The organism is Reyranella sp. (assembly GCF_965229815.1).
Taxonomy (GTDB): domain Bacteria; phylum Pseudomonadota; class Alphaproteobacteria; order Reyranellales; family Reyranellaceae; genus Reyranella.
In genome coordinates, this window is the sequence record NZ_CBDDJN010000006.1 from 863,196 (window position 1) to 889,440 (window position 26,245).

23 protein-coding genes are annotated in these 26,245 nt (G+C 69.3%); 10 read left to right on the plus strand and 13 right to left on the minus strand.

All coding sequences use genetic code 11. The features are described 5' to 3' along the window. Positions 1–6 precede the first annotated feature (6 nt). Positions 7–1,413, minus strand: coding sequence for a glutamate--tRNA ligase (gene gltX, locus ACO073_RS15560; RefSeq protein ID WP_421998501.1), 1,407 nt, complete (start codon positions 1,411–1,413; stop codon positions 7–9). A 106-nt stretch (positions 1,414–1,519) separates the two neighbouring features. Between gltX and ACO073_RS15565 the strand changes: the two genes are divergently transcribed. Continuing rightward, positions 1,520–3,649 carry a ComEC/Rec2 family competence protein gene (locus ACO073_RS15565; protein ID WP_421998502.1) on the plus strand — a complete coding sequence of 710 codons (2,130 nt, stop codon included), beginning with the start codon at positions 1,520–1,522 and terminating at the stop codon, positions 3,647–3,649. A gap of 21 nt (positions 3,650–3,670) precedes the next feature. On the opposite strand, the gene lexA is transcribed toward ACO073_RS15565, so the two are convergent. The 5 genes from lexA to trpD all read right to left on the minus strand — a co-directional run bounded on the left by lexA (position 3,671) and on the right by trpD (position 8,152). Then, positions 3,671–4,411 (minus strand): transcriptional repressor LexA, encoded by a 741-nt coding sequence (gene lexA, locus ACO073_RS15570; RefSeq protein WP_421998504.1) that lies wholly within the window; start codon positions 4,409–4,411, stop codon positions 3,671–3,673. A 140-nt stretch (positions 4,412–4,551) separates the two neighbouring features. Continuing rightward, entirely contained in the window at positions 4,552–5,778 is a 1,227-nt protein-coding gene (gene glp, locus ACO073_RS15575) for a gephyrin-like molybdotransferase Glp (protein WP_421998505.1), read from the minus strand. 87 nt (positions 5,779–5,865) lie between these two features. Next, entirely contained in the window at positions 5,866–6,345 is a 480-nt protein-coding gene (gene moaC / locus ACO073_RS15580; RefSeq protein ID WP_421998506.1) for a cyclic pyranopterin monophosphate synthase MoaC, read from the minus strand. Then, positions 6,342–7,142, minus strand: a complete 801-nt coding sequence (trpC, locus tag ACO073_RS15585; protein WP_421998508.1) for an indole-3-glycerol phosphate synthase TrpC — start codon at positions 7,140–7,142, stop codon at positions 6,342–6,344. The genes moaC and trpC overlap by 4 nt, the downstream gene beginning before the upstream one ends. Further along, positions 7,139–8,152: an anthranilate phosphoribosyltransferase gene (gene trpD / locus ACO073_RS15590; protein WP_422002153.1), complete on the minus strand. Its 1,014-nt coding sequence runs from the start codon at positions 8,150–8,152 to the stop codon at positions 7,139–7,141. Before trpD ends, trpC begins: the two co-directional genes overlap by 4 nt. Positions 8,153–8,218: 66 nt before the next feature. On the opposite strand from trpD, the gene ACO073_RS15595 reads away from it, so the two are divergent. From ACO073_RS15595 to ACO073_RS15610, 4 genes are all read left to right on the plus strand, one after another. Then, on the plus strand, positions 8,219–8,422 hold the full coding sequence (locus ACO073_RS15595) for a heavy-metal-associated domain-containing protein (protein ID WP_421998510.1): 204 nt from the start codon (positions 8,219–8,221) through the stop codon (positions 8,420–8,422). Between the two features lie 210 nt (positions 8,423–8,632). Next, complete coding sequence (locus ACO073_RS15600; RefSeq protein ID WP_421998511.1) at positions 8,633–9,100, plus strand: MarR family winged helix-turn-helix transcriptional regulator; 468 nt, start codon at positions 8,633–8,635, stop codon at positions 9,098–9,100. Further along, on the plus strand, positions 9,093–10,217 hold the full coding sequence (locus ACO073_RS15605; RefSeq protein WP_421998513.1) for an HlyD family secretion protein: 1,125 nt from the start codon (positions 9,093–9,095) through the stop codon (positions 10,215–10,217). Before ACO073_RS15600 ends, ACO073_RS15605 begins: the two co-directional genes overlap by 8 nt. A 66-nt stretch (positions 10,218–10,283) precedes the next feature. Continuing rightward, positions 10,284–11,807, plus strand: a complete 1,524-nt coding sequence (locus ACO073_RS15610) for a DHA2 family efflux MFS transporter permease subunit (protein ID WP_421998514.1) — start codon at positions 10,284–10,286, stop codon at positions 11,805–11,807. A 45-nt stretch (positions 11,808–11,852) separates the two neighbouring features. On the opposite strand, the gene ACO073_RS15615 is transcribed toward ACO073_RS15610, so the two are convergent. Next, positions 11,853–12,599, minus strand: a complete 747-nt coding sequence (locus tag ACO073_RS15615; protein ID WP_421998515.1) for a Bax inhibitor-1/YccA family protein — start codon at positions 12,597–12,599, stop codon at positions 11,853–11,855. 192 nt (positions 12,600–12,791) lie between these two features. Here ACO073_RS15615 and ACO073_RS15620 point away from each other — a divergent pair, with 192 nt between their 5' ends. Next, positions 12,792–13,850, plus strand: a complete 1,059-nt coding sequence (locus ACO073_RS15620; RefSeq protein ID WP_421998516.1) for a zinc-binding metallopeptidase family protein — start codon at positions 12,792–12,794, stop codon at positions 13,848–13,850. A 12-nt stretch (positions 13,851–13,862) separates the two neighbouring features. Continuing rightward, complete coding sequence (locus tag ACO073_RS15625; protein ID WP_421998517.1) at positions 13,863–15,659, plus strand: AI-2E family transporter; 1,797 nt, start codon at positions 13,863–13,865, stop codon at positions 15,657–15,659. A gap of 85 nt (positions 15,660–15,744) precedes the next feature. On the opposite strand, the gene ACO073_RS15630 is transcribed toward ACO073_RS15625, so the two are convergent. From ACO073_RS15630 to ACO073_RS15640, 3 genes are all read right to left on the minus strand, one after another. After that, positions 15,745–16,716 (minus strand): tripartite tricarboxylate transporter substrate binding protein, encoded by a 972-nt coding sequence (locus ACO073_RS15630; protein ID WP_421998518.1) that lies wholly within the window; start codon positions 16,714–16,716, stop codon positions 15,745–15,747. A gap of 20 nt (positions 16,717–16,736) precedes the next feature. After that, positions 16,737–17,603: a 3-keto-5-aminohexanoate cleavage protein gene (locus ACO073_RS15635; RefSeq protein WP_421998519.1), complete on the minus strand. Its 867-nt coding sequence runs from the start codon at positions 17,601–17,603 to the stop codon at positions 16,737–16,739. Positions 17,604–17,670: 67 nt separating this feature from the next. After that, the gene (locus tag ACO073_RS15640) at positions 17,671–18,564 is read right to left on the minus strand and encodes an HpcH/HpaI aldolase/citrate lyase family protein (protein WP_421998520.1); all 894 of its coding nucleotides are present in this window, start codon (positions 18,562–18,564) and stop codon (positions 17,671–17,673) included. A gap of 206 nt (positions 18,565–18,770) precedes the next feature. Here ACO073_RS15640 and ACO073_RS15645 point away from each other — a divergent pair, with 206 nt between their 5' ends. Then, the gene (locus tag ACO073_RS15645) at positions 18,771–19,670 is read left to right on the plus strand and encodes a 3-keto-5-aminohexanoate cleavage protein (RefSeq protein WP_421998521.1); all 900 of its coding nucleotides are present in this window, start codon (positions 18,771–18,773) and stop codon (positions 19,668–19,670) included. A gap of 18 nt (positions 19,671–19,688) precedes the next feature. Next, complete coding sequence (locus ACO073_RS15650; RefSeq protein ID WP_421998522.1) at positions 19,689–20,564, plus strand: GntR family transcriptional regulator; 876 nt, start codon at positions 19,689–19,691, stop codon at positions 20,562–20,564. Here ACO073_RS15650 and ACO073_RS15655 read toward each other — a convergent pair. The 3 genes from ACO073_RS15655 to ACO073_RS15665 form a co-directional block, all read right to left on the minus strand. Beyond that, the gene (locus ACO073_RS15655) at positions 20,545–22,197 is read right to left on the minus strand and encodes a flavin-containing monooxygenase (protein ID WP_421998523.1); all 1,653 of its coding nucleotides are present in this window, start codon (positions 22,195–22,197) and stop codon (positions 20,545–20,547) included. The genes ACO073_RS15650 and ACO073_RS15655 overlap by 20 nt on opposite strands. Positions 22,198–22,313: 116 nt before the next feature. Continuing rightward, positions 22,314–22,787 (minus strand): VOC family protein, encoded by a 474-nt coding sequence (locus tag ACO073_RS15660; protein ID WP_421998524.1) that lies wholly within the window; start codon positions 22,785–22,787, stop codon positions 22,314–22,316. Between the two features lie 155 nt (positions 22,788–22,942). Continuing rightward, positions 22,943–24,232 carry a M23 family metallopeptidase gene (locus tag ACO073_RS15665; RefSeq protein WP_421998525.1) on the minus strand — a complete coding sequence of 430 codons (1,290 nt, stop codon included), beginning with the start codon at positions 24,230–24,232 and terminating at the stop codon, positions 22,943–22,945. A gap of 234 nt (positions 24,233–24,466) precedes the next feature. Here ACO073_RS15665 and ACO073_RS15670 point away from each other — a divergent pair, with 234 nt between their 5' ends. Then, complete coding sequence (locus ACO073_RS15670) at positions 24,467–26,176, plus strand: N-acyl-D-amino-acid deacylase family protein (RefSeq protein WP_421998527.1); 1,710 nt, start codon at positions 24,467–24,469, stop codon at positions 26,174–26,176. Positions 26,177–26,245 lie beyond the last annotated feature (69 nt).

The window sequence follows — 26,245 nt, forward strand, 5'->3', positions numbered from 1 at the left end:
AACCCTCTATCCGGCGGCGGCGAGCAATCGCGTCCGGGTCTCGGCCGGGCCGAGGATCGCCAGCACCTCGAAGATGCCGGGCGACGCGGTCGAGCCGGTGAGGGCGACGCGCAGTGGCTGCGCGACCTGGCCGAGCTTCACGCCGGCCGTCTCCGCGAAGCGGCGAACGGCCTCCTCGAGCGGCTTCTCGCTCCAGTCGGATCCGACGGCCTCCAGTGACTCCGCCAGCCGGCCCAGAAGGGCCTTGCTCTCGGGCGTGATCAGCGCGCGCGCCTTGTCGTCGGCGATCGGCGGAGCGCCGCCGCGGGCGTAGAAGACGAGGTTGTCGGCCAGCTCGACCAGCGTGCGCGAGCGCGGCTTCAGGCCGTCGAGGCCGCGCTCGATGCGCGCCATGCCGGCGGCATCGACCGGGCCGCCCAGCGCCTTCTCGAGGCGCGGCAGCACCAGCGGCAGCAGCTCGGCGGCGGGCGCCTCGCGCAGGTAGTGGGCGTTGAGGTTGGTGAGCTTCACCGTGTCGAAGCGCGACGGCGAGCGCCCGACGCCCGGCAGGTCGAACCATTCGATCGCCTGCTCGGTCGAGATGATCTCGTCGTCGCCGTGGCCCCAGCCCAGCCGCAGCAGGTAGTTGCGCAGCGCCGCCGGCAGGAAGCCCATGTCGCGATAGGCGTCGACCCCGAGCGCGCCGTGCCGCTTGCTGAGCTTGGCGCCGTCGGCGCCGTGGATCAGCGGGATGTGGGCATAGACCGGCTCGGGCCAGCCCATCGCCTTGATGATCTGGAGCTGGCGGAAGGCGTTGTTGAGATGGTCGTCGCCGCGGATGACATGGGTCACGCCCATGTCGAAGTCGTCGACCACGACGGCGAGCATGTAGGTCGGCGTGCCGTCGGCGCGCAGCAGGATCATGTCGTCGAGCTGGGCGTTCTCGACCTTCACCTCGCCCTGGACGGCGTCCTGGATGATCGTCTGGCCGTTCTGCGGCGCCTTGAGGCGGATCACCGGCGCGACGTCGGCCGGAGCGTCCTTCGGATCGCGGTCGCGCCAGCGGCCGTCGTAGCGCATCGGCACGCCGGCGCGCTTCTGGCTGTCGCGCATCTCCTGCAGCTCCTGCGGAGAGGCGTAGCAGTGATAGGCCTTGCCCTCGGCCAGCATCTGGCGGGCGACCTCGGCGTGGCGCGCGGCGCGCGGGAACTGGAAGATGGCGTCACCGTCCCAGTCGAGGCCGAGCCACGACAGACCGTCGAGGATCGCCTCGACGGCGGCGGGCGTGGAGCGCGCGCGGTCGGTGTCCTCGATGCGCAGCAGGTACTTGCCGCCGTGATGGCGGGCGTAGAGCCAGTTGAAGAGCGCGGTCCGGGCGCCGCCGATATGCAGGAAGCCGGTGGGCGAGGGAGCGAAGCGTGTGACGATCGTCATTGCCGGAAGGTCTTCGTTTCGGGGGCGTGGCTTTTGCCGCAATTCGGCCGAAAAAGCGCGCCGTAGGTAGGCGAGCGTTCCGACACTGTCAAACGAGGGAGAGGGCGTGGCGGGGGCACGGGCCTGGATCCTGGCGCTGTTCGACGCCGAGCGCGGCCGCTGGATGCTGTGGCTGCCGGTCGCGATGGGCCTGGGCATCGCCGTCTACTTCGAGCTGCCGGCCGAGCCCGCCGCGTGGATGGGCCCCGGCGCGGCGCTGGCTGCCGTCGTCCTCGCCATCCTCGCGCCGCCCGGCAGCCTCGCCCGCGCGCTGGCCATCGGCCTCGTGGCGGCGTCGGTCGGCTTCGGCCTGGTGGCCTGGCGGACTGCGCATCTCGCCGCGCCGACGCTCAGCCGGCCGCTGTTCAGCATCAACGTCGAGGGCCGCATTGCCGACATCCAGCGCCTGCCGGAGGGACGACGCGTCGTGCTCGAGGCGGTGCGGCTCAAGGGGCGCGGCGCGCCGCCGCCGGAGATGACGCCGCTGCGCCTGCGCGTGTCGCTGACGCGCGGCGCGCCGCCGCTGCAAGTCGGCGACCGGCTGCTGGTGCTGGCGAACCTGACGCCGCCGGGCGGGCCGGCCGCGCCCGGCGCCTTCGATTTCCAGCGCCTGGCCTGGTACCAGCAGCTCGGCGCCGTGGGCTATGCGCTGGCTCCGGCGGCGGTGATCGAGCCGGGCCGGCCCGCGGGCTTCGTGCGGGCGCTCGATGCGCTGCGGGCGGAGGTCACCGACCGCATCCTCACGGCCCTGCCAGGCCCGGAAGGCGGCGTGGTGGCGGCGCTGCTCACGGGCGAGCAGAGCGCGGTCGACAAGGACATCGTCCAGGCCATGCGCGATTCCGGTCTCGCGCATATCCTGTCGATCTCGGGCCTGCACATCGTGTTCGTGGTCGGGCTGGTGATGGGCCTCGTGCGCTACGGCATCGCCCTCGTCCCGCCGCTGGCGCTGCGCGTCGACGCCAAAAAGGTGGCGGCCGTGCTGGCGCTGGCCGCCGCTCTCTTCTACACCGCGCTCGCCGGTGCGCCGGTGCCGGCCCAGCGCGCCTGCGCCATGGCGGGCTTCGCGCTGCTCGCGGTGCTGCTCGACCGCACGGCGCTGTCGCTGCGCCTCGTCGCCTGGTCGGCGGTCATCGTGCTGGCGGCGGCGCCCGAATCGCTGACCGGCGCCTCGTTCCAGATGTCGTTCGCGGCGGTGGTCGCGCTGATCGCCGCCTGGGAGGCCGCGTCCGGCTGGCGGCGGCGCCTGCACGAGCGCGCCGAGCACGTCCGCCATCGCTGGCTGTGGCGGCTCGGCGCCGGGCTGGCCGCCAGCCTGGCCACGACGCTGGTCGCCTCGATCGCGACCGGCGCCTTCGCCGCCTACCATTTCAACCGCCTGTCGCTGCTCGGCGTCGTCGCCAACCTGCTGGGCGTGCCGCTGACCGGCTTCTGGATCATGCCGTGGGGCCTGCTCGCGATGCTGCTGATGCCGTTCGGGCTCGAGCGGCTGGCGCTGGTGCCCATGGGCTGGGGCGTCGAGGGCCTCGATGCCATCGCCAAGACGGTGGGCGGCTGGCCGCAGGCCGCGACGCTCGTGCCCTCGCTGCCCGGCGCCAGCCTGTGGCTCATCACGATCGGCGGCCTCTGGCTCTGCCTGTGGCGGCGACGCTGGCGGCTGGCCGGGCTGCCGCTGGTCGCGGCCGGCCTGCTGCTGCCGCCGGCGGCGGCGCCCGATCTGCTGATGAGCGACGACGGTCGCGTCCTCGGCCTGCGCGACGAGCGCGGCATCGTCCACGTCGCGTCGAACCGGACCGACAGGTTCGTCACCGAGACCTGGGCCCGCCGCAGCGGCCAGGAGGGCGCCCGGCGCTGGACCGTGAACGCCGATCAGGAGGCGGCGGGGCTGGGCTGCCACACCGGGCTCTGTCGCTGGACGAAGGGACCCTGGCGGGTGGCCCTGGTGAGCGACGAGCGCCGCCTCGAAGCGGCCTGCGCCTCGGCCGACATCGTGCTCGCCACCGTCGATGCCCATGCCCGCTGCCGTGGGCCGAGGCTGGTCATCGACCGGCGCGATGCGTGGCGGCAGGGCGCTCAGGCGCTGTGGCTGGACGACGAGGGCCTGCGCCGCGAGACGTCGAATGCGCGCCGCGGCGACCGGCCCTGGGTGCCAGGCAGCCCCAGCCGTCAGGCGACGGCGATCAAGCCGCCCGGGACCTGACGGTCGGCTGGAGCGGATGGATCAGTGATAGCGGCGGTAGAGGCCGGCCAGCTTGCCCTGGATCTTGACCCGGTCGGGTCCGAAGATGCGGGTCTCGTAATGCGCGTTGGCGGGCTCGAGCGCCACCGAGGCGCCCTTGCGGCGCAGGCGCTTCAGGGTGGCTTCGGTATCGTCGATCAGCGCCACCACGATCTCGCCGTTGTCGGCCGTGTCGGAGCTCTTGATGATGGCGATGTCGCCGTCGTGAATGCCGGCCTCGACCATCGAATCGCCCTGCACCTCGAGGCAGTAGTGCGCCCCGGCGCTGAGCAGCATGACCGGCACGTCCACCGTCGTGGAGTTGTCGCGCAGCGCCTCGATCGGCGTGCCGGCGGCGATGCGGCCGTAGAGCGGCAGGCTGAGTGCCTGCGCCTCGTTGGCGACCTGGATGGCGCCGGCCAGCGGCACCTTCTCGCCGCGGACGACCTGGGGCACGAAGGTCTCGCGGTTCTCGGCCAGGCCGGGACGGGGCAGGAGGGGGGTGACGTTGGCGGCCGGCAGGGCGGCCGCATCGGGCAGCTTCAGGACCTGCAGGGCGCGCGCGCGATGGGGCAGCCGGCGCAGAAAGCCACGCTCCTCCAGCCCGGTGATCAGGCGGTGGATGCCGGACTTGGATTTCAGCCGCAGCGCTTCCTTCATCTCGTCAAAGGAGGGCGACACGCCGTCGTCGTTGAGGCGCTTGTTGATGAACAGCAGTAGCTCGTTTTGCTTGCGGGTTAGCACCGTCTTCTCCCCAGGCTGCCTACAAGATCTCGGAACAAATCCTGAAACTGGCTACATGTTCTAGTTTAGTTCCTCCTCGAAGTCAAACTTATCCCGAGGATCGCGAGGATGGATCGAACGGACGGGGCGTCGGCCCGGGCTCAGTAGCCGCCGGGCAGGCTCGCGAGATCGATCACGGCGACGGTGTCGCCTGCCTTGCGCGCCGGGTCGTGCGCCGGCCGCACCATCAGCGCCGAGGCCTCGGCCAGCACCGACAGCATGGAACTGTCCTGCACCGGATGCGGTGTCACCGAGAGCATGCCGTCGGCGGCGCGGGCGAGCGAGGAGCGGACATAGTCCTCGCGTGTGTCGTTCGCCTTCACGTCGACCGCGAGGCGGGCCGGCACCGTTTCGACCGGGTCGCCGGCCTGGCCGAGCAGGCGTTCCATGGCCGGGCGCAGGAACAGCAGCGCACAGACCATGGTCGAGACCGGGTTGCCCGGCAGGCCGAGCACGCGCGCCCGGTCGCGGGCGGCGAACATCAGGGGCTTCCCCGGGCGCATGGCGATGCGCCAGAAGTCGAGCGCGAAGCCGCGGGCCTTCAGCGCATCCTGGACGAGGTCGTGGTCGCCCACCGACGCGCCGCCCAGGGTGACGAGCACGTCGTGCTGAGCGCCGGCGGCGATGCTCGCCTCGATCGCTTGGGCGTCGTCGCGCACGATGTCGAACAGGGTGGGATCGCCGCCCCACGCCCGCACCAGCGCGGCGACGGCGATGCCGGAGGAGGAGACGATCTGGTTGCGGCCCACCGGCTCGCCCGGCAGGACGAGCTCGTTGCCGGTCGACAGGATCGCGACCCTCGGTCGCCGCCGTACCGAGAGCCAGGGCAGGTTCATCGCCGCGGCCAGCGCCACGTCGCGCGCCGTGAGTCGCCGGCCGGCGGCCAGCGGCGTGTCGCCGGCGGCGAAGTCGAGGCCCGCCTTGCGGATGTGCCGGCCCCGGGTCGGCGCCTCGAGGATGGTGATCGCGGACCCGTCGGCCTTCGTGTCCTCCTGGATCACGATGGAATCGGCGCCCATGGGCAGCGGTCCGCCGGTGAAGATGCGCACCGTCTCGCCGGGCTTCAGCGCTTGGTCGTAGGAGCCACCGGCCGGCGCCGCGCCGACGAGGGTGAGCGTGGCGGGCGCGGCCGGCACGTCCTCGGCGCGCACGGCGTAGCCGTCCATGGCCGACAGGTCGGCCGGCGGCTGCGTGAGGCGCGCCGCCGGCGCGTGGGCCAGCACGCGGCCGGCCGCCTCGGACACCGGAACGGTCTCGGAGGGCAGCGCCTCGAAGGCGGCGATCACGCGCGCATGGGCGTCGCGGACGGAGAGAAGCGGAGCACTCATGGCCGGGGGCGCGCGACTCCGATCGCGCGTCGTCGTTGAAGCGAGCAATGATCGCGCCACGGGAGTGGCGCGCCCCCAGCCGATGACCTACGCATTGAACGTCCCCGACTTGCCGCCCGACTTGTGGACCAGCCGGACGTCGCCGATCGTCATGCCGCGATCGACCGCCTTGCACATGTCATAGACGGTGAGGGCAGCGACCGAGGCGGCGGTCAGCGCCTCCATCTCGACGCCGGTACGGCCCTTGAGCTTGCAGGTCGCCTCGATGTCGACGGCGTTGCCTTCCGTGTCGAGGGAGAGCCGCACGTCGACCGAGCTCAGCGCGAGCGGATGGCAGAGCGGGATGAGATCGGGCGTCTTCTTGGCTCCCATGATCCCGGCGAGCTGGGCCACCGCCAGCACGTCGCCCTTCTTCGCCTTGCCGCCGGCGATCAGCGCCACGGTCTCGGGCCGCATGGTGACGCGGGCGCGGGCCACGGCGACGCGCTCGGTGACGTCCTTGTCGCCGACATCGACCATGCGGGCATTGCCGCCGTCGTCGAAGTGGGTGAGCTTGCCGCCGCTCATGCCGCCTGCCGCACCAGGATGTCGCGCACGGCGCGCTCGACGTCGGCCTGCCGCATGAAGCTCTCGCCGATCAGGAACGCCGAGGCGCCGACCTTCGCCATGCGCGCGAGGTCGGCCGGCGAGCCGAGCCCGCTCTCCGCCACAAGCACCCGGTCCTTCGGCACGCGCGGCGCCAGCGTCTCTGTGGTGGCGAGGTCGACGGCGAGGGTCTTGAGGTTGCGGTTGTTCACGCCGATCAGGTCGCCTTCGATCGCCAGCGCGCGGTCGAGCTCGGCCTCATCGTGGACCTCGACCAGCACGTCCATGCCCCAGCGATGGGCGAGACCGGCCAGCTCGGCCGCCAGTGCGTCGTCGAGGCAGGCCATGATCAGGAGCACGCAGTCGGCGCCCAGCGCCCGCGATTCGGCGATCTGGTAGGGATCGACCATGAAGTCCTTGCGCAGGACCGGCAGGCTGCAGGCGGCGCGCGCCTGGACCAGGAACTCGTCGCGCCCCTGGAAGTAGGGCTCGTCGGTCAGCACCGACAGGCAGGAGGCGCCGCCGCGCGCATAGGCGCGGGCGAGGGACGGTGGGTCGAAGTCGGGCCGGATCAGCCCCTTGCTGGGCGATGCCTTCTTGATCTCGGCGATCAGCCCGTAGCGGCCGGCGGCGATCGCGGCCCCGAGCGCGCGGGCGAAGCCGCGCGGCGCGTCGGCGGCCTTCGCCGCCGCCTCGACCTCCGAGAGCGGACGCCGCGCCTTGGCGGCGGCGACGTGGCGGCGCGTGTCGGCGGTGATGCGGGCGAGCGTGTCGCTCATGCGCAGATCCTCTGCAGCGTCGCCAAGGCGGCGGCGGCCTTGCCCGAATCGATCGACTGGACGGCGAGCGCCGCGCCTTCGCCGAGGTCGGCGGCGCGTCCGGCGACCATCAGGGCGGCGGCGCTGTTCAGGACGACGATGTCGCGGAAGGCGTTCTTCTCGCCGGCCAGCACGCGATGGATGGCCCGCGCGTTGTGGTTGGCATCGCCGCCCTTCAGCGACGCCATCTCGGCCCGCGCCACGCCGGCCTGCTCGGGCGCGATCTCGAGCTCGCGCACCGTGCCGCCATCGAGGAAGGCGGCCCGGGACGTGGTCGTGGTCGTGAGCTCGTCCATGCCGTCCTCGCCGTGCACGACAAGGACGCGCTCCAGCCCGATCTGGCCCAGCGCCTCGGCCACCGGCTTCAGCCAGCGGCGGTCGAAGACGCCGACCAGTTGACGGCGGACCATGGCCGGGTTCGACATCGGGCCGAGGAGGTTGAAGATCGTGCGGGTGGGGGCGAGCTCGACGCGCGGGCCGGCGACGTTGCGCATGGCACCGTGATGGCGCGGGGCCATCAGGAAGCAGACCCCGGCCTCGGCCAGCGCCTTTTCCAGCGTCTCGATCGGCAGCTCGAGGCCGACGCCCAGAGCCGAAAGCACGTCGGCCGCGCCCGACCTGGAGGTGAAGGCGCGGTTGCCGTGCTTGGCCACCGGGACGCCGGCGCCGGCGACCACGAAGGCCGAGCAGGAGGAGACATTGTAGGTGCCGTGGTGATCGCCGCCCGTGCCGACGATGTCGATGGCGCCGTCGGGCGCCTTGACCACCTGCATCTTGGCGCGCAGCGCGCGGGCGCCGCCTGCCAGCTCGTCGGCGGTCTCGCCGCGCACCCGCAGGCCCATCAGGAAGGCGCCCATCTGGGCCGGCGTGGCGTTGCCCGAGGTCATGATGTCGAACGCCCGCTCGGCTTCGCCGACGGAAAGCCTTTCGCCATTGCCGACCTTGGCCAGAAGGCCGCGGAATTCGTCGATATCGCCGCTCACCGGATCCCCATTTGCCGCTTGCCGGTTGGGCCGGCGGGCGCGTAGCTATATCACATGGCTCAGGAACTCATCCTCAAGGTTACCGGCATGGACTGCGACGGCTGCGTGAAGGCCGTGACACGTGCCGCGACCGGCGCGGGCACCGCGCCGCTGTCCGTCGATCTCAAGAGCGGCGAGATGCGCCTGCCGGCCGATGCTGACGTGGCGGCCATCACCAAGGCCGTGCAGCGGGCCGGCTTCGGCATCGCCGGCAGCTGATTTTATAACTGTAGTATAGGCTCTTTCTCCGTCCGGGGCCAGCGCTCGGGCGGGGAGTTTTTTCGCACCGGCGGCGGTCGTGGGAGCGCGCGACGCCCTGCAGCCGCTTGTCGGATAATATGACGGAAAATCAACGACTTGGAGAGGATGTCGACGCAATCTTGCAAAAGTAATAAGCATGCTTATATTAGGCTAGCTTAAGGAATTTGCATGGACCGACCCGAACGCAATCTCGGCTTCCTGCTGCACGAAGTGGCGCGCCTGATGCGCAAGCGCTTCGAGCAGAACGTGAAGCATCTCGGCGTGACCCGCTCGCAGTGCCAGGTGCTGGCCCATCTGTCGCGCAACGACGGCATCCAGCAGGGGATGCTGGCCGACCTGCTGGAGGTCGAGCCGATCACGCTGACCCGCATCCTCGACCGGCTGGAGGAGGCGGGCCTGGTCGAGCGCCACCCGCATCCGACGGATCGTCGGGTGCGCCTTCTGCGTTTGACCGAGGCGGCCTACCCGCTGCTCGACGAGATCTTCGCCATCGGTGCCCTGACGCAGGGGGAATCGATGGAGGGCCTGCCCGACGAGGAGCGCGAGCGGCTGTTCGCCACCCTCTCGGCGATGAAGGTGAACTTGCTCGACCGCTGCGCGACGCCGGCGGTCGAAAGGAGACGGAGTCATGGCTAATCGCGATTTCTTCCGGCGGCTCGGGCTGGCCGACGAGGTCGCCGCTCCCACGGGCGAGAAGAAGCGGCGGTTCAATCGCCGCCGCCTGCTGCTCGTGGCGGGGCCCCTGGTCGTCGTGGCGGCGGCCCTGTTCGCGTACCTGTCGGGCGGCCGCTACGTGTCGACCGACAACGCCTACGTGCAGGCCGGCAAGGTGACGGTGGCGACCGACGTCTCGGGCATCGTGGCCAGCGTCGCGGTCAAGGACAACCAGACGGTCGAGAAGGGGCAGGTCCTGTTCACGCTCGATACCGAGCCGTTCCGGATCGCCCTGGCGGGGGCCGAGGCCAACCTCGGCACGGTGAAGAACCAGCTCGCGACGCTGAAGGCGACCTATCGCCAGAAGGAGGCGCAGGTCGCCCAGGCGAACACCGATGCCGCCTTCTACGAGACGGCCTTCAAGCGCCAGCAGGACCTGCTGAAGCGCGGCGTCGCCTCGCAGGCGGCCTACGATCAGGCGAAGCGCGATCTGGACGCGGCACGCGAGCGCGTGTTGGTGACGCAGCACGACGCGGAAGCGACGCTGGCCCAGCTCGGCGGCGACGCCAATGCGCCGATCGAGCAGGACGCCGCCTATCTCGGCGCCCAGGCCCAGGTCGACAAGGCCAAGCGCGACCTGTCGCACACGACCGTGACGGCGTCGGTGCCGGGCGTCGTCACCAATGTCGATGCGCTGCAGGTCGGCGAGTACCTGCCGGCGGCGCAGCCGGCCTTCAGCCTCGTCGCTTCGTCCGATGTCTGGATCGAGGCCAATCCGAAGGAGTCCGACCTGAACCATCTCAAGGTCGGCGAGCCGGCCGTCGTCAGGGTCGATGCCTATCCCGGCCGGGAGTGGCAGGGAACCGTGACGAGCCTGTCGCCGGCCACGGGCACGGAGTTCTCGGTCCTGCCGGCGCAGAACGCGACGGGCAACTGGGTGAAGGTCGTCCAGCGCGTCCCGGTACGGCTGGCCGTGCAGATGCCGGCCGACGCGCCGCCGCTGCGCACCGGCATGAGCGCCAATGTCGAGATCGACACCGGCCATCGCCGCTCGCTGGGCGGCCTGGTGACCGAGGCTCGCCAGTTCGTCGGCCTCTAGGGCCGGCCGTCCTCTCCTCGGGAGAGGGCGCTGGCGAAGCGTAACGAGTAGTCCCCCGCGTTAACCATGACCCCCACTTCCTCGCGACCCCGTCCCGTGGCGCTGCTCACGGTCTGCATCATGCTCGCCACGATCATGCAGGCGCTGGACACGACCATCGCCAACGTGGCGCTGCCCTACATGCAGGGCTCGCTGTCGGCCACGACCGACCAGATCAACTGGGTGCTGACCTCCTACATCGTGGCGGCGGCCATCGCGACGCCGGTCACCGGCTTCCTCGAGGCGCGCTTCGGTCGCAAGCGGCTCTTCCTGTCGGCGGTCGCGGGCTTCACCGCCGCCTCGGTCCTGTGCGGCATCGCCGTCAGCCTGCCGGAGATGGTGCTGTTCCGCCTGATCCAGGGCCTGTTCGGCGCCTCGCTGGTGCCGCTGTCGCAGGCTGTGCTGCTCGATTCCTATCCCAAGGAGCGGCACGGCTCGGCCATGGCGATGTGGGGCATGGGCGTGATGGTGGGGCCGATCCTGGGCCCCACGCTGGGCGGCTGGCTGACCGAGGTCTACAACTGGCGCTGGGTGTTCTACATCAACGTGCCGATCGGCCTCGTCACGTTCCTCGGCCTGTCCGCCTATCTCGAGGAATCGAAGACCACGCGCGCCAGCTTCGACTGGTTCGGCTTCGCCATGCTGTCGATCGCCATCGGCTCGTTCCAGATGATGCTCGACCGCGGCGAGCAGATCGACTGGTTCTCGGCGACCGAGATCTGGATCGAAGCCATCCTGGCGGCGCTCGCCTTCTATCTCTTCCTGGTCCAGACCTTCACGGCCCGCCAGCCCTTCATCGACCCGGCGATCTTCAAGGACCGCAACTTCGTGGTCGGGCTCGCCTTCATCTTCGTCGTCGGAATCATCCTGCTGGCGTCGCTGGCTCTGATCACCCCCTACCTGCAGAACCTGATGGGTTATCCGGTGGTCACGGCGGGCCTGGTGCTGGCGCCGCGCGGCATGGGCACGATGGTGGCCATGATGATCGTCGGCCGCCTGATCAACCGGGTCGATCCGCGCCTCCTGCTGGGCGGCGGGCTGCTGCTGACGGCCGCCGTCCTTTGGGAGATGACGGGTTTCACGCCCGATGTCTCGGAATGGACGCTGATCCGCACCGGCGTCCTGCAGGGGATGGGGCTCGGCTTCATGTTCGTGCCGCTCAGCACCATCACCTTCGCCACGCTGCCGGGGCATTTCCGCACCCAGGGAACGGCGCTCTACAGCCTGATCCGCAACATCGGCTCGAGCATCGGCATCTCGCTGGTGATCTTCCTGCTGACGCGCAACACCCAGCTGGTCCACGCCGAACTGGCGGGCCACGTGACGCCGTTCAACGACGCGTTGGCCGCCCTGGCGCCCGGGCGCATCTGGGACATGGCAACGACGGCGGGACTGGCCGCGATCAACGCCGAGGTCACCAAGCAGGCGGCCATCGTGGCCTATGCCAACGACTTCAAGCTGATGATGCTGGTGTCGCTGCTGGCGCTGCCCCTGATCTTCCTGCTGCGCAAGGCCAAGGCGAAGGCCGGCGAGGCCGCGATCCTCGAATAGCGGATCTCCTCCCCATCGCGACGGCGACGGGGAGGAGGGACCGGGTCAGCGCCGCTGACCGAGGAACATCATCAGGAACTGGAACAGGTTCACGAAGTCGAGGTAGAGGCTCAGCGCGCCGAAGATGGCCACCTTCTGGGCCGTGTCGGTGCCCCAGGCCTCGGCATACTGCTCCTTGATCTTCTGGGTGTCGTAGGCGATCAGGCCCGAGAAGATCAGCACCCCGGCGACCGAGATGATGAAGGTCATCGTGCCCGACGGGAAGAACAGGTTCACCAGGCTGGCCAGGATGATGCCGACCAGGCCCATGAACAGGAACTTGCCGAAGGCCGACAGATCGCGCTTGGTCGTGTAGCCGTAGAGGCTGAGCGCGCCGAAGGCAGCGGCGGTCACGAAGAAGGTGCGCGCCACCGAGGCGCCGGTGTAGCGGAACAGCACCAGCGACAGGCTGACGCCCATCAGACCCGTCACCGCCCAGTACAGCGCCTGTATGCCGCCCACGCTCATCTGCGCGGCGCGGAAGCCCATCAGCAGCAGCAGGCCGAGCGGGGCGAAGATCGCGATCCAGCCCAGGCCGTTCAGGCCGACGACATAGCCGCCCTGCAGCTGGAAGAACAGCGCGGCCAGTTCCTGGTACTGGAACAGCGCGAAGGCGACGATGCCCGACAGGGCAAGTCCGGACGCCATGTAGTTGTAGACGCGCACCATGTGGTTGCGCAGGCCGACATCGAACGCTGCCTGGTCGGCAACGCTGCCGGCGCGGTCGAATCCGCCGAAGTTTGGGTTGGCCATTAGAGCTCCGATCCTCCTGGAAGCTGTCGGCCCCGATCATCGCGGTCCCGAGGCCCGTTGTAAACGAGCAGGCCCGGGGAACTTGACCGTGGCCTGCGGGGAAGGGACACCCCGTCGCAGCGGCGCGACACGGCAACGAATCCCCTTCTGTCGCGTTTCTACGCCCGCCGGTAGCCTGGGAGAGCGTTGGCGATGCGACTGTATACCTGCCAAAGCTGTCAGCAGGTCGTCCACTTCGAGAACACGGTGTGCGGGACTTGCGGCCATCGGCTGGGCTTTCTGCCGCAGCGTGCGACCGTCTCGGCCGTCGAACCCGATGCCGAGGTCTGGCGGGCGCTGGCTGCCAAGGAGCCTGACGCCCGCTTCCTGTTCTGCGCCAATGCCGCGCAGGACGCCTGCAACTGGCTGGTCGAGTCCGGCACGGACCGGACGCTCTGTCTCTGCTGCCGCCACAACAGGACCATTCCAGACCTGTCGGATCCGGCCAATCTCGTCGCCTGGCAGCGCATCGAGATGGCCAAGCACCGGCTTTTCTATTCGCTGCTGCGCCTCGGCCTGCCGCTGGTCACCATGGCGGAGGATCCCGAGCGGGGCCTAGCCTTCGACGTGCTGGCCGACCCGCCGGACGCGTCGGGGCCGCGCGTCCTGACCGGACACGACAACGGCCTCATCACGCTGGCGCTGGCCGAGGCCGACGATGCCTATCGGGAGAAGAGCCGGGTGGCGATGCACGAGCCCTACCGCACGCTGCTGGGCCACTTCCGGCACGAAATCGGCCACTACTACTGGGACCGGCTGGTTCGCGACGGCGGCCGCCTCGAGGCCTGCCGGGCCCTGTTCGGCGACGATTCCCAGGACTACGCTCAGGCGCTGCAGTCCCACTATGCCAACGGGGCGCCGCCCGAGTGGCAGGCGCGTTTCGTCAGCGCCTATGCCACGTCCCATCCGTGGGAGGACTTCGCCGAGACATGGGCCCACTACCTGCACATCGTCGACACGCTGGAGACGGCGCGGGCCTTCGGCCTGTCGACGCAGCCGGTCAGGCATGCCGACACGCTGAGCGCGACCGTGGATTTCGATCCGTATCGGGCAACGAACATCGCCCAGCTGATCGATGCCTGGATTCCGCTGACGCTGGCCATGAACAGCCTCAACCGCGCGATGGGGCAGCCAGACCTCTATCCCTTCGTGCTGTCGCCGCCCGCGATCGAGAAGCTGGGCTTCGTGCACGATCTCGTCCATCCGTCCTGAGCGGGCCCGGCCGTGAAGTTCCCTGACCTGTCGTCGACCTCGCCGGCCGAGGTGAGGCCGGTCCGGGTAGCCGCCGTCGCGCTGATCGTCGCCATCGTGATCGCCGCGCTGCATTTCGGGCAGGATGTGCTCGTGCCCGCGGCGGTGGCGATCTTCCTGTCCTTCGTCCTGGGTCCGGCCGTCACCTGGCTGCGCCGCTTCCTGCCACTGCCGCTCACCGTCGTCACGGTCGTTGTGAGCGCGGTCATCGTCGTCGGCGCGCTCACGGTCCTGTTCACGTCCCAACTCGCCGACGTGGCGGGCAGCCTCACCGCCTACCAGACCAACCTGCAGCAGAAGATCAAGGACGTCCGCAGCCTGACCGAGGGAGGGGGCACTTTCAGCCGCCTCGTTGCCATGATCGCCTCGCTGGCCAAGGAACTGACGCCGGTCGCTGGCACGTCGGAGCCGCTGCGCGTGGAAACCGGCACCTCGAACTTCGCCGCCTTGGCGGCCTTCGTGGCGCCCCTGGTGCATCCGCTGCTGACCATCGGCATCGTCGTCGTTCTCGTGGTCTTCATCCTCCTCGATCGCGACCACATCAGCGACCAGTTCGTGCGGCTGTTCGGCGCCAGCGACGTCCATGCGACCTCGGAGGCGCTGAACGACGCCGGCAACAGGGTGGCGCGCCTTCTGTCACTGCAGCTCATGACCAATGCCGGCTTCGCCGTGCTGGTCGGTAGCGGCCTGTTCGTGCTCGGCCTGCCCAATGCCCCCCTGTGGGGCCTCATGGCGGGCGGGCTGCGCTTCATCCCCTACGTGGGCGCGATTCTGGGGGCCGTGCTGCCGACGCTGATCGCCTTCGCCGTGATGCCGGGCTGGATCATGCCCCTGGTCGTTCTGGGCTGGATCATCGCCGTCGACATCGCCGTCGGCCAGATCGTCGAGCCGCTGCTGTTCGGCGAGCATACCGGCGTGACGCCGCTTGCCCTCATCATGTCGGCGATCTTCTGGGGCACGATCTGGGGGCCCATCGGCCTCCTTCTGTCGACGCCCATCACTATCTGCCTGCTGGTGCTGGGCAGGCACGTGCCCCCCTTGGGATTCCTGGAGGTCCTGCTGGGCGACCAGCCGGCGCTCGCGCCCTTCCAGCAGATCTACCGCCGCCTGATCCGCAAGGCGGTGGCCGACGCCTCGACGGTGGCGCTGGCCGAGATCGAGGCAAAGGGCCTCGAGCCGGGGCTCGACGATTCGCTGGGGCGCATGATCGTGCTGGCCGAAGCGGACCGCGCCCGGGACAGGCTCGATGGCGGCCAGGTCGAAGCGATCGTCGAAGGCACGGACGAGGTGCTCGACTTTCTCGCCGGCGAACTCGACGCGGAGGCGGCTCCTTCGCAGCCGGCTGTGCCGGCCTCGCCGGAAGATGTCTTCTTCCGCTGCGTCGGGGGCCGCGGGCAGATCGACGATGCCGCTGCAGCGCTTGTCGGGTTCGCGCTGCGGCGCGCCGGGCTGCCGGCCATCCGGCGGCGGCGCGGCGACATCGTCTCCGCCGCGGCCGAGGGGAAGGGCCTGGCCCTCGACCTGGTCTGCTACGCCTCGCATCCGTCGGATACCGTGCGACGCTACACGGCGCGAAAGCTTCTGCTGGCCGCGACCGGCGGCGCCGCGCGACACCTCGTCCTCGACTACGACGTGGCGCCGACAACCCTCGCGTCCGTCCCCGGCGCGGCGGGCCCGGCCGATCTCTTCGTCGGGGACATCGGCACGCTCCGCCGCCTCGCGGCCCAGCACGCCGCAAACTTCGGACGCCAGCGGCAGTCGGTGGGCTGACGGTGCCTCGCGGCAACCGGGGACGATCGCGGGCGGTCGTCGCGCGCTTCGGCCGGCCGAGGGTGCGGCCGGCCGCGCCCTTCCTTCACTCGATCTTCACGCCGACGGTCTTGATGAGGTTGGACCATTTCGGAATCTCGGTCCGGACGACGGCGTCGAGTTGCTGCGGCGTCGAGGCGACGATCTCGACCCCCTGAGCCTGCTGGCGTTGCCTGACCGTTGGCTGATCGAGGATCCGACGCACCTCCTCGCTGACCTTCGAGATGATGTCCGGCGGCGTGCCTGCCGGTGCGAACATTGCCAGCCATGACGCGGTTTCATAGCCGGGAAGGCCCGATCCAGAGATGGTCGGAAGGTCGGGCAGGACCGGCGAGGCCTTCGGACCGGTCCAGGCGATCGGCTTGATCGTTCCCGCCTTGATGTTCGGAAGCGACGTCGAGATCGCGTCGAACATGAGCTGGACGTTGCCGGCCATCAGGTCCTGCATGGCCGGCGCCGTCCCCTTGTAGGGGATGTGCGTCAGGTGGGTGCCGGCCATGTGGTTGAACAGTTCGCCGCTCAGGTGATTGACGCCGCCGGCGCCCGAGGAGCCGAAGTTCAGCTTGCCGGGGTGGGCCTTGTCGTAGGCGATCAGTTCCTTGACCGTCTTCGCCGGCACGGCGGGGTTGGCGACGAGGATCACCGGAATGTTCACGAGAAGCGCCACGCCCGCCAGATCCTTCAGCGGATCGTAACCGAGATGCGGGTAGAGCGACGGCACGATCGAGTAGTGGCTGCTGGTGACCAGAAACGTGTAGCCGTCCGGTGGGGCCTTCGCGACGGAAGCCGTTCCCAGGGTGCTGCCGGCGCCCGGCTTGTTCTCGACCAGGAACTGCTGCCCGAATTTGGCGGTCAGCCCCTGCGCAAGCTCGCGCGCGACGATGTCGGTCGAACCGCCGGCGGGGAAGGGCACGACGATCTTCACCGGCCGGTCGGGCCAGGGGGCCTCGGCCCGGGCTGACGACAGGCCGAGCAGCGGCGCCAGGCATGCCATCAAGAGTCCGATCAGCGCTCTCATTCCTTCCTCCCTCGTGTGCTTCAGGATTGCGACGTGATAAGCCCGAGGACCTCGTCGGGGCGCGCTGGCCGCCGACCGTGTTCCAGGGCGATGGCCGCTGTCGCGGCAACCAACTCGTCGTTTCTCGGCGGGGCCGGGCCGCAATAGTCCTCGATGCCGACGCGCACATGGCCGCCGCGGGCGATCGCGAGACCGGCAAGCAGATCGTTAACGTCACCGTCGCGCATCGAGACCATCCAGGGGACTTGCTCGCTGTCGAACAGGTCGAGCCATGCCTCCAGGCCGCGCAGTCCGGGCTTCATGCCGAACAGCAGGGAGTCCGAGCCGAACTCGAGCTTCAGCATCGATGCCCTGGGCAGCGTACCGGCGCGCCGGTGCGCTTCGACGAGCCTGACAAAGCCGGGTTCGAAGGCCGAGAGCGTGCAGGGCAGGCCGTGTCGGGCGCAAAACCGGAACGCCCAGTCGGTGTCCGCGAACGTCGTCTGGTAGACATGGGCGTTGGCCGGCGGTCGACCGCTGCGGGCGATGCGACCGAGGTTCATGGTCCCGGGATCGACCGGGACCATGCCGGCCAGTCCCAGTTCGGCGAGCTCGTGGACATGGGCCAGTCGGTCTTCCATCGTCGTCCCCGGTCCACCGCCCGGAAGCGTCGGATAGATCAGCAGGCCGGGATGACGGTCCAGCGACCGGGCGAAGACGTCGCGGTACATCCGGCTGTCGTGATGCCCGCCGGACCCGACGATCGGCTGACCCGCATGCATGTGGATTATCGAGGCACCCGCCTCGACGCACGCGATGACGCAATCGACGATCTCGTCGGGTGCGAGAGGCACGTGAGGATTTTCGGCCCGTGTCCGCGCGCCGTTGATCGCCGCCTCGATGATCACGGGGACGACGGCAGGGGGCCGCAACGTCGCCGGTTCCGCTTGCCGGGGCACGGGATGCTCGACCCGGCTAGGCGGCGGGAGAACGACGGAGGTCGTCCGCCAGGGCGATGATGCGCTGCGCGCTGCGCACGATCGGCAGGTCGACCAGCCGGCCGTCGATGCGAATCGCGGCGACGTTGCTGGCCATGGCGGTCTCGAATGCGTCGACGATCCTGCGCGCCTGGGCAACCTCTTCCGCAGACGGTGAGAAGGCCGCATTGGCCTGGCTGACCTGCCTGGGATGAATGCATAGCTTGCCGAAGAAGCCCATCCGGCGGCTGCGCTGCAGGGCGGCGTCCATGCCCGACGGGTCGGCGAGATTCAGGAAGACCGTGTCGATCGGGGATTCGCGTCCCGCGGCCCGTGACGCATGGACGAGACGGCCCCGGATGTAGGCAAGCTCGTGCTCCTCGTCCGAAACCTGGAGGTGCGTGTCCTGGCAGTAGTCGGCGACGCCGAACGTCGCCTGTCTCACTCGCGACGACGCTGCCAGCAGCTCGCGCGCACCCTCGACGCCGCGGGCCGATTCGACAAGCGGCAGGATCTCGATGGGAGGCCGCGTCCGTCCATGCTTGTGCTCCAGGCGCGCCAGGATCCAGTCGAGCGCGAGGATCTGGCGCGGGTCCTCGGCCTGCGGCAACACGACGCCGCGCAGGTTCGGACCCGCGCCGTCGCTGCCGGCGATCCCCACGAGGTCATCGAGGACGTGCGGGCCGTCGATGTCGTTGATGCGTACGAAAATGTCCGGCCGTTGCGGACGGGACAGGACATCGACCGCGGCGACGCGAGCGGACGCCTTCTCCGCCTCTGCGATGGAGGTCTCGAGGTCGAGCATCACCGCGTCCGCGCCGCTTGCCAGCGCGCTTTGGACATGGCGATCAATCGTCGTTGTGCAGATGAGCAGCGACCGGATCGGGCGCATCGTCGTTCCTCCATGTCCCGGCATCGCACTGCGCCATCGTTCTGGCGGATGAACTGCGGTTCGATGCAGCCGCCCTTTTGACAAGCCGTCGCGGCGGACTTAACTCTAATGAACCAACATTAGAACAATTAGGAACAAAGTCCAAGCGTGGACCCCGAGAGAAGGCCGCGATGCGGTTGGGGCGACGACCGATCGAGAGAGGCCGGATGGAAAAGCTGATCATCGAGGCGCGGGTCAACGAGTACGCCACCCGGACCAGGAACAGGAACGTCCCGTGGCTGTCCGCCGAGATTGCCGCGGACGCAATCGAATGCCGCCAGGCCGGCGCCAGCATCGTGCACTTCCACGGGCGGGACGCCACGGGCGCGCCGGACAACCGGTTCGAGACATGCCGTGACACCATCCTCGCGATCCGCGCTTCGTCGGACATCCTGATCCATCCGAGCCTCGGCTACGTGACGGTCGCCTCGTCCTTCGAGGAGAGGTTCGGCACCGTGCGGCGGCTATCCCTCGAGGGCGCCACACGACCGGAGATCGCGCCGATGGACATGGGTTCGGTCAATGTCGATCTCTGCGACCGGGCGAGCCGCTTCCTGCGGCTCCCAGGCAGCACTTACGTCAATCCGACGGGGATGCTGGTCGACCTCGCGAAGAATTTCCGGGCGGCGGGTATCAAGCCGTCGCTGGTAGCCTGGAACGTCTCGTTTCTCCGCTTGATCGAGGCTTTCAGGGACGGGGCGCTCCTCGAGGGCCGGCTGCTCGTTAGCCTCGTGCTCACGGACAGGATAATGATCGCCGGGCATCCCGGTACGGAGCAGGGCCTGGATGCCTACCTGATGTTCCTGCCGCGGGATGGTTCGGTGCTATGGGCGGTGACGTATATCGGGGGTCGGCTCGATGCGCTCCTCGACAAGATCATCCTGGCCGGCGGGCACGTCCAGATAGGCCTCGGCGACTACCCCTACGTCGAGGACGGCTGTCCGAGGAATGCACAGCTCGTCGAGTGGGTGGCAGAGCGGGCGCGGGCGCTGGGCCGCGACATTGCCAGCCCGGACGAGGTGCGCGCGATGCTGGGGTTGCGCCCTCGTCAGCCGGCGGCAGCCTGACAGCGGTCGGGACGTGACATGGCACGGAAGTCCAACGGAAGCACGACGGCGGGGCGGTCCGGGCGACGGGCGGCGTCAGGTCGGACCGGCTACACCGACGGCGTGTCGGCTGTTGCCGGTGCCGGGCCGTCGGAGATTGCCCCGATCCGCGCGGAAGCCGGCGGCTTCGAGTTCCTGCCGCGCTATGCCCGCGTCGCCCAGTCGCTCATCGAGGACATCGCCGCCGGCAAGCACCCGGTCGGAACACTGATCGATACCGAGGCGGAACTGTGCGACCGGTTCGGCATCTCGAGGAATACGGCACGATCCGCGCTGGCGGTGCTGAACGACATGGGACTGGTCAGCCGCCATGCCGGAATCGGCACGGTGGTGCGCAGCCTGCATGCCAGTCCCCGCTATGTTCAGGAAGCCGAATCGGTCTCGGCGCTGTTCCCGAATCTGGAGAACAGCGAGCAGCAGACGCTGTCGGAGACGATGGTCAAGGCGGACGGCAGCCTCGCCCGGCTCCTGGACTGCCGCCGCGGCGAGTCGTGGAAGCGGGTGGAATCGCTGCGCTCGATCCGCAAGCATCGGATCGCCGTTGCCTATTCGAACCTCTACCTGCCGCAGGATCTGGCGCCGCTCAGCCGGCATCTCGACCGGCTGCGGGCACCGGCCTACACGATCATCAACCAGCATTCGGCCTTTCGGATCGCAAGGCTGGTCCAGGAGACGAGCGCCTGTCCCGTCCCCGCGGCGGCGGCGCGGCGCCTGGGCGTTGCCGACGACTCGCCGGGCCTGCAGGTGATTCGCCGCTACGTTGCCGAGGACGCCCGCACGCTCCTGGTGTCCGAGACGATCTACCCAGCCGGCCGCTACAGCTTCTCTTTCGCGATCAGTCTGCCGCGCTCCTGAGCTGGCGGTCCGGCGCAGGATGCGAAGCGCCGAACACCACGCCGTCGTAGCCGGTCTGCGCCACCTTGTTGATGGTGGCGACGAACTTCGGGGTGCCGCCGTTGTAGACGAAGTAGCGGATGCGGCCGGCCTCGTGACCCGGGACGTTCGAGTTGTAGCCGGTGAACCACGACTTGGCCTTGCGCATCAGCATCATGCCGTACATCTCGGTGACGTGCCGGGTCCAGCGTTCCTCGGCCGCGTCGGTCGCCTCGACGCGGTCGTGGCCATGGGCGCGCATGTATTCCAGCAGGCCGGTGCACCAGTCGACGCCGATCTCGATGGCGCGCGGGTAGTTGGTCGAGGCCGAGCCGCTCTGGGGGCCGGAGGGCAGCAGCAGGTTGGGAAAGCCGGCCACCAGCATGCCGAGGAAGGTCGACGGACCGTCCTTCCACTTGTCGCCCAGCTTCTCGCCGCCGACACCCTGGATCTCGATGTGATCGTAGGCGCCGGTGATGGCGTCGAAGCCCGTGGCATAGACGATGACGTCGAAGTCGTAATCGCGGGCGCTGGTGCGCAGGCCGCTCTCGGTGACGCAGACGAGCGGGGTCTCGGCGATGTCGACCAGGTGGACGTTGTCGCGGTTGTAGGCCTCGTAGTAGCGCGTCTCGAGCGGCACGCGCTGCACGCCGAAGCCGTGGTCGCGCGGGATCAGCTTCTCGGCCACCGCGGGATCCTTGACGCGGCCGCGGATGCGGCCGGCGATGTATTCGGAGAACTCGGCGTTGGCCGCCTCGTCGGTGAAGATCTCGCGGAAGTTGGCCAGCCAGATGCCGAAGCCCGGCTCGTCGTACAGACGGTCCCAGAGCTCGATCCGCTCCTCGCGCGAGACTTCCCAGAAGCCGCGACGGTCGGGCTCATGCTCGAAGGCGCCCGGCGTGCGGGCGCAGGCCGCGAAGATCTCGTCGTAGCGCTTGCGGATGGCCGCCATCTCGCCGTCGGAGATCGGGCTGTTGTTGAGCGGCGCCGACCAGTTCGGACGCCGCTGGAAGACGGTGAGATCGCCCACCTTGTCGGCGATCTCGGCAATCACCTGGATGGCGGTTGCGCCGGTGCCGATCACGGCCACCTTCTTGCCGGCGAGGTCGACGCCCTCGTGCGGCCAGTAGAAGGTATGGAAGGAGGGGCCCTTGAAGCGGTCCATGCCCTCCAGCCGCGGCAGGGTGGGGACCGACAGGAGCCCGGTCGCCAGGATGACCCAGCGGGCGGTGAGCGTGCGGCCGTCCGACAGAGAGAGCCGCCAGAGGTTGGCGGCCTCGTCGTAGCGGGCCGCCTCGACGCGGACGTCGAACTGCATGTGGCGGCGCAGGTCGAACTTGTCGGCGACGAAGTTCAGGTACTTGAGGTTCTCGGGCTGGCTGGAGAAGCGCTCCTTCCAGTGCCATTCGTCCAGCACCTCGCGCGAGAAGGAGTAGCCATAGGTGTAGCTCTCCGAGTCGAAGCGGCAGCCGGGATAGCGGTTGTTGTACCAGGTGCCGCCGAGATCGGGTGCGGCCTCGAGCACGGTCGCGCGGATGCCGAGGTCGACCAGCTTCTTGATCTGGTAGATCCCGCACACGCCAGCGCCGATCACGATGGCTTCATAGTCGATCATGGGCCGCTCCCTGGCTTCTTGTCCCGACAGGCTAGCGCTCTCGGCGAGACAATGCAGCAGGGCCGGGCCGCCCTTTTCGGTTGCCGAAAGCGGGTCGCCGGAGCGGGTGGCCGGCCTTAGCCGCGCCGGGCCTTCTCGATCGCGGCGACGTCGATCTTCTTCATGTCCATCATGGCCTCGAAGGCGCGCCTGGCCTCGTCGCCGCCGACCGCCAGGGCCTCCGTCAGCACGCGCGGCGTGATCTGCCAGGAGATGCCCCATCTGTCCTTGCACCAGCCGCAGGCGCTTTCCTGGCCGCCATTGCCGACGATGGCGTCCCAGTAGCGATCGGTCTCCGCCTGGTCGTCGGTGGCGATCTGGAAGGAGAAGGCCTCGTTGTGCGTGAACGCAGGACCGCCGTTGAGGCCGAGGCAGGGAATGCCGGCGACGGTGAACTCGACCGTCAGCACGTCGCCCTTCTTGCCGGACGGATAGTCGCTGGGCGCGCGGTGAACGGCGTTGACGGCGCTGTCGGGGAAGACCGTGGCATAGAACCGGGCCGCCGCCTCGGCATCCTTGTCGTACCAGAGGCAGATCGTGTTCTTCGCCATGACGCTTCCTTTCCGCGTTGTTTGAGACAAGCATGATCCCACGGCCCGATCTGCCGCGGGCGATGTCCTCACGTGGGGATGTCCGCCCGGCGCTGCAAGCGGACATCGTCGGGGACGGAAGAGCCGGGACCGACGCGACTCCGCCCGATCGAGTCTCAGTCGGCGGTGACCGTCTGCCCGCCCGTCGGCACGGTGCAGTCGCCGAACGAGATCGGCACCGACTGGCCCCAGTCGGTCGAATCGGCCTGGACCTGGAAGTGCAGGTGGGGGCCGGAGGTGCGGCCCGTATTGTCCGACGTCGCGATCGCCTGGCCGCGTTTCACCGTGTCTCCGACCTTGACGCTGACGCCGTTGGTCTTGAGGTGGAAGTACCAGCTCGTGAATCCGCCGGCATGGCGAAGCCGCACGGCATTGCCCCAGTTCTGCAGGCTGCCGTTGGGGAACGGCGTGTTCGACGGCGTCGTGGCCTTCGTCGGATCGTAGCTCGTCGTCTGGCTCTCCTGCAGCCACTCGACCGTGCCGGCCCGGGCCGCCCGCACCTGCGTGTCGCTCGGCAGGCCGAAGTCGAAGGCATAGGCCTGGCTGCCATTGTGCGAGCCCGAGGCGTTGTTGTTGCCCTGGCTGACCTTGTGCGAATCGCCGCTCTTCCACGGATAGCGGTAGGCGCCGCTCGCATGGTCCTGCCGCTCGATGAACTGCAGACGCAGGCCGCGCCCGAAGTAGGCTGTATCCTCGGTCTTGAAGTCGACGGAGCAGCGGCGATGGCTGAACCACTGCGTCCCCGATCCCGGTCGCCACACCGCGGCGTAGCGGTCGCCGTCGACGGCCAGGGCGGTGAGGCGCAGACCCTGTCCGAAGTAGATCTGGTCCTGCGATTCCAGGTCGGCGCCGGTCATGCCCGATCGCCACCACTGGGTGCCGGTGCCGGGACGCCACACGGCCGCGAACCTGCCGCCCTCGATCTCGAGCACGGCGATGCGCAGCCCCTGGTCGAAGTAGGTCTTGTCCTGAGCCTTGAACTCGTCCGCCGTCATGCCCGACCGCCACCATTGGGCGCCCGTGCCGGGACGCCAGACCGCAGCGAACTTGCCGCCGTCGATCTCGAGCGCCGCGAGCCGCAGGCCTTGGTCGAAGTAGGTCTTGTCCTGGGCCTTGAGCTGGTCGACGGTCATGCCGGAGCGCCACCACTGCGCGCCCGACCCCGGCCGCCAAACCACGGTGAAGCGGCCGCCCTTGAGCGACATGGACTGGATCCGCAGGCCCTGGTCGAAGTAGGTCTTGTCCTGCGCCTTGAACTCGTCGGCCGTCATGCCCGACCGCCACCACTGGGCGCCGCTGCCGGGACGCCAGACGGCGGCGTAGCCGGTTTCCGCCCGGACCTCGATCGAGGGGAGCGCAAGGACGGACAGGGCGATGACGGCGCCCAGGATCGCATGTGCACGCATCGTTGTTCCTCGCTTCGTGCCGCGCATCGGGGCACGGACGGATGATGATCCTCGCCGACATCTGGTAGCGTGGGCAAAGTCACACTCTGTGCATGGTCACAGCCGGAACACGCCAAGCTGGCCCGCGAGGGCCCGTTCGCGACGCTACGGAACTGCAACCCGGTCCTGCGGCACCGCCGATTGCCAGCGCGTTTGTCGAGCCGATACGATCGGTTCATCAATCGGAGCCGAAGCATGCCCACGCCCAGCCTTGTCGTTCGCCACGGCACCATCGTCGATGGCTCGGGTGGCGAGCCCTACGAGGCCGATCTCGCGGTCACCGACGGCCGCATCACGGCCATCGGCCGCAACCTCCCGAAGGGCGCCGAGGAGATCGATGCGCGCGGCCGGCTGGTCACGCCGGGCTTCGTCGACGTCCATACCCATTACGACGCGCAGGTGACGTGGAGCGAACGCCTGTCGCCATCGTCGTGGAATGGCGCCACGACCGTGCTGCTGGGCAATTGCGGCGTCGGCTTCGCTCCCTGCCATGCCGAGCAGCGCGATTTGCTGGTCAACCTGATGGAGGGCGTCGAGGACATTCCCGAGGTGGTGATGACCGCGGGCCTGCCGTGGAACTGGCACAGCTTTCCCGACTATCTCGATTCCCTCGCCGCCCGGCGGTACGACGCCGACGTGGCGACCCAGGTCCCGCATGCCGCGCTGCGCGTCTACGTGATGGGCGAGCGCGGAGCCAACCGCGAGCCGGCCACCGCCGACGATCGGCGGCGCATGGCCGAGCTCACCGCCGAGGGGCTGCGGGCCGGCGCGCTGGGCTTCGCCACCTCGCGCACGCTCAACCATCGCGCCGCCGACGGGCGCAGCATCCCGACCCTGCGGGCCGAGGAAGCCGAGCTGACCGAGATCGCCCACGCGCTGCGCGCGGCCGGCACGGGCTGGCTGCAGGTCGTGTCGGACTTCGAGGATCAGGCGGCGGAGATCGGCCTGTTTCGCCGGCTGGCGCGCGAGTCGACGCGGCCGCTCACCCTGACGCTGACCCAGTCGGATGCCCGGCCCGAGGCCTGGCGCACGCTGATGGCCGAGATCGACGAGGCCAACGCCGAGGGGCTGCGCATCACTGCCCAGGTGCGCTCGCGGCCGACCAGCGTGCTGCTGGGTTTCGAGCTGTCGCAGAACCCGTTCATGGGCCGGCCGGCCTACAAGGCGATCGCCCACCTGCCGATGGCCGAGCGCCTCGTTTATCTGCGCGATCCCGCTTTCCGGAAAAAGCTGATGGTCGAGGTTGCCGAGGGAAGAGGCCATGCCCGGCGTGTCGAGCGCTGGGAGCGCATGTTCCCGCTGGGCGATCCGCCCGACTACGAGCCCGCGCCGGAGAGCAGCGTGGCGGCCCGTGCGGCCCGCGAGGGGCGGCGGCCGGAAGAGGTCGCCTATGATGCCTTGATGGTGCGCGACGGCCGCGGGTTGCTCTACCTGCCAGTCACCAACTTCGCGGCGGGCAACCTCGATGCGGTGCGCGACATGATCGCCTCGCCCAACAGCCTGATCGGCCTCGGCGACGGTGGCGCCCATGTCGGCATCATGTGCGACGCCACCGCGACCAGCTACACGCTCACCCACTGGACGCGCGACCGCCGCCGCGGCGCACTGTTCCCGGTCAGCTGGGCGATCAAGCGGCTCGCCGCCGACAATGCGCAGGCCGTGGGCCTCAACGACCGCGGCCTGCTCGGCGTCGGCAAGAAGGCCGACATCAACGTCCTCGATTACGATCGTCTGCGGCTGCGGTCACCCGAGGTCGTCTACGACCTGCCAGCCGGCGGCAAGCGCCTGGTGCAGCGGACGGACGGTTTCGACGCGACGATCGTCTCGGGAGCCGTCGTCTACCGCGACGGCCAGGCGACCGGGGCACTCCCCGGACGTCTGATCCGGGGGTCGCGCCGGGCCTGAAGCATGATGTGATCGGCCGAGAACGGCCAATCTCATCCGCTGCGGCGCCCGGACGGTCGCAAGGGCCGA

Excerpts from the sequence above, each read along its gene's own strand:
- ACO073_RS15660 (WP_421998524.1), bottom strand. The coding sequence starts at position 22,787 with ATGGCGAAGAACACGATCTGCCTCTGGTACGACAAGGATGCCGAGGCG.
- ACO073_RS15645 (WP_421998521.1), top strand. The coding sequence starts at position 18,771 with ATGGAAAAGCTGATCATCGAGGCGCGGGTCAACGAGTACGCCACCCGG.
- trpC (WP_421998508.1), bottom strand. The coding sequence starts at position 7,142 with ATGAGCGACACGCTCGCCCGCATCACCGCCGACACGCGCCGCCACGTC.
- ACO073_RS15650 (WP_421998522.1), top strand. The coding sequence starts at position 19,689 with ATGGCACGGAAGTCCAACGGAAGCACGACGGCGGGGCGGTCCGGGCGA.
- ACO073_RS15615 (WP_421998515.1), bottom strand. The coding sequence starts at position 12,599 with ATGGCCAACCCAAACTTCGGCGGATTCGACCGCGCCGGCAGCGTTGCC.
- ACO073_RS15600 (WP_421998511.1), top strand. The coding sequence starts at position 8,633 with ATGGACCGACCCGAACGCAATCTCGGCTTCCTGCTGCACGAAGTGGCG.
- ACO073_RS15670 (WP_421998527.1), top strand. The coding sequence starts at position 24,467 with ATGCCCACGCCCAGCCTTGTCGTTCGCCACGGCACCATCGTCGATGGC.
- ACO073_RS15640 (WP_421998520.1), bottom strand. The coding sequence starts at position 18,564 with ATGCGCCCGATCCGGTCGCTGCTCATCTGCACAACGACGATTGATCGC.
- ACO073_RS15630 (WP_421998518.1), bottom strand. The coding sequence starts at position 16,716 with ATGAGAGCGCTGATCGGACTCTTGATGGCATGCCTGGCGCCGCTGCTC.
- moaC (WP_421998506.1), bottom strand. The coding sequence starts at position 6,345 with ATGAGCGGCGGCAAGCTCACCCACTTCGACGACGGCGGCAATGCCCGC.
- gltX (WP_421998501.1), bottom strand. The coding sequence starts at position 1,413 with ATGACGATCGTCACACGCTTCGCTCCCTCGCCCACCGGCTTCCTGCAT.
- ACO073_RS15655 (WP_421998523.1), bottom strand. The coding sequence starts at position 22,197 with ATGATCGACTATGAAGCCATCGTGATCGGCGCTGGCGTGTGCGGGATC.
- ACO073_RS15595 (WP_421998510.1), top strand. The coding sequence starts at position 8,219 with ATGGCTCAGGAACTCATCCTCAAGGTTACCGGCATGGACTGCGACGGC.
- ACO073_RS15610 (WP_421998514.1), top strand. The coding sequence starts at position 10,284 with ATGACCCCCACTTCCTCGCGACCCCGTCCCGTGGCGCTGCTCACGGTC.
- ACO073_RS15620 (WP_421998516.1), top strand. The coding sequence starts at position 12,792 with ATGCGACTGTATACCTGCCAAAGCTGTCAGCAGGTCGTCCACTTCGAG.
- ACO073_RS15665 (WP_421998525.1), bottom strand. The coding sequence starts at position 24,232 with ATGCGTGCACATGCGATCCTGGGCGCCGTCATCGCCCTGTCCGTCCTT.
- glp (WP_421998505.1), bottom strand. The coding sequence starts at position 5,778 with ATGAGTGCTCCGCTTCTCTCCGTCCGCGACGCCCATGCGCGCGTGATC.
- ACO073_RS15605 (WP_421998513.1), top strand. The coding sequence starts at position 9,093 with ATGGCTAATCGCGATTTCTTCCGGCGGCTCGGGCTGGCCGACGAGGTC.